The sequence below is a fragment of the Aliivibrio sp. 1S128 genome (genome assembly GCF_001691065.1).
In the GTDB taxonomy this organism is placed as follows: domain Bacteria; phylum Pseudomonadota; class Gammaproteobacteria; order Enterobacterales; family Vibrionaceae; genus Aliivibrio.
This window is the reverse complement of record NZ_MAJV01000145.1, coordinates 1-1,841: the sequence shown is the minus strand read 5'-3', so window position 1 is coordinate 1,841 and position 1,841 is coordinate 1. Positions and strand designations below refer to the sequence as shown.

Annotated in this window: 1 protein-coding gene; it reads right to left on the bottom strand. The window is 32.2% G+C overall.

What is annotated here, in order from left to right:
• Positions 1-92: 92 nt before the first annotated feature.
• Positions 93-1,841 (bottom strand): cadherin repeat domain-containing protein (locus A6E03_RS20310; protein ID WP_065601458.1); only part of this gene is annotated, 1,749 nt, incomplete at its 5' end.

Sequence of the window (1,841 nt, the reverse complement as noted above, 5' to 3'; positions counted from 1 at the left end):
ATGCAGGCGTTACACGAACTAAATATGTGTTTATAATGCGATATACAATAAAAAGAGCTGATATTTAATCAGCTCTTTTAAGCATGTTTTAGTTATCTAATAAATTTTGATAGGATTTGATGTAACCGAGAGCGCATGTGCTCAGCTGTAAGTGATGTTCTTGCTTGAAATTCAATTGTTTCACTATACCCATGTATATTATGAGCCTCTATAATAAAATAAGAGGTATTGTGACGGCCTAAAAGCATGAATTCTAACACTTCTTTAGTTAGAGTAGTCTCAACTAATAAATCGAGATGTTTTTCTGTATTAATAAGTACTATAGGTACATTATCCAAGTACAGCTGTTCATAAGAACCGCCCCCCATACGAATTGTTTTTACTTCGTTCGGAAAGCTTAACTCTGTAAGGTTGTTGATCTCTTTATTGTAAATACCAAAAGTTACAACTTCATCGAAAGGATTAAACATGAAGTAATCACCATACGGGCTTGTAATTAATAGTAGTGGTTTTCCATCTTCCGAAATATCCCAAGAAATACCTGTTCTTGGATCGAAAAGTACGCCAATAGATTCAGAGGTTTCCCCGATTAATGTAAGAAATTCTGAAAGTGTAGGAATATGACTGCCTTTATTAATAATTACAGAGAATGAATTACTTACAGGTTCACTTTTATTATCTGAAACGCTGTAATTTATTATATAGTTACCAGTAGAAATATCTATTGGGGGAGTAATGCTGATTAAGCCTAAAGCATCTACAGATACCCACTCAACGCCACTAACTGTATAAAATAAATTGTCTTTGTTTTCATCAGTTGCAATTATTTGAATCGTATGTATTACACCACTATTTAGCTCAATATTTTCGATGGATTCTAAAATTGGTTTATGATTATCTTCAGGTTGTGGGATGCTAGGATCTTTAACGTTAACATTGAATAAAGCTGTATCAGTTAAATCACCATCTGTAACTGTAACTGTAATTTGATCTGTACCTTTGTTAAGGTGATCTATTGTTGGTTCAAGGGTGATTAAACCAGTTTCTGGATTAATCGTACTGAAATTGAGCAAAGATTCAATAGAGTAGGTTAGATTATCCTTATCATAATCTATTGCTATAGTTTGAATCGTTTGAACGGTATTAGCTTTCATTGAAAATCCGCTGATTTGTTCAATTACAGGCGCTGTATTAGGTTTTTCCCCCACATTAAAAGTAATCTCTTGGCTGTGATTCTTATCTTTTTCTGCGGTATTCCAAACGTAAACGGTTACTTTGTGCAAACCTATATCATTAAGAGTTGGTTTAATCTTGATTAAGCCGTTCTTATCTACTGTTACAAAGTTGGCTCCTGAAACATGGTAACTTAGCTCTGCATAATAAGTTTCAATCGTTTCGATTTGGATTTCTTTATAGTCTAAAGCCGTTGTATTAAATGAATCTGTGATTTCAAATATTGGTTTTGACACATCGCCTTCTGGCATATAAAGTTCTTCATTCTTAAACTTTAAAATCTCAAAAGCTGATTTATAAGCATCTTTTTCTAATTGGTTGTTAATGTATTTGAATTCATGCTTTATACCATCAACTTTAAATGAACCATCGATATTAATAGATATAGTGCCTTCACTTGTAGAAAGGATATTTAAAATGTCAGTGTTATCTGATTTTGTAACATCTACTAAAGAATCAAGAATAAATGTAATTTCATTCTGTTCTACTTCTGCTTGGATGAGTATACTAGATAGATTAAATGATAAATTTTCACCAGTATTTAATTTGATTGTAATTAAACCTTTACCGCTATAGTTATCAAGCTTTGTGTAGTGGCATAGTGAATT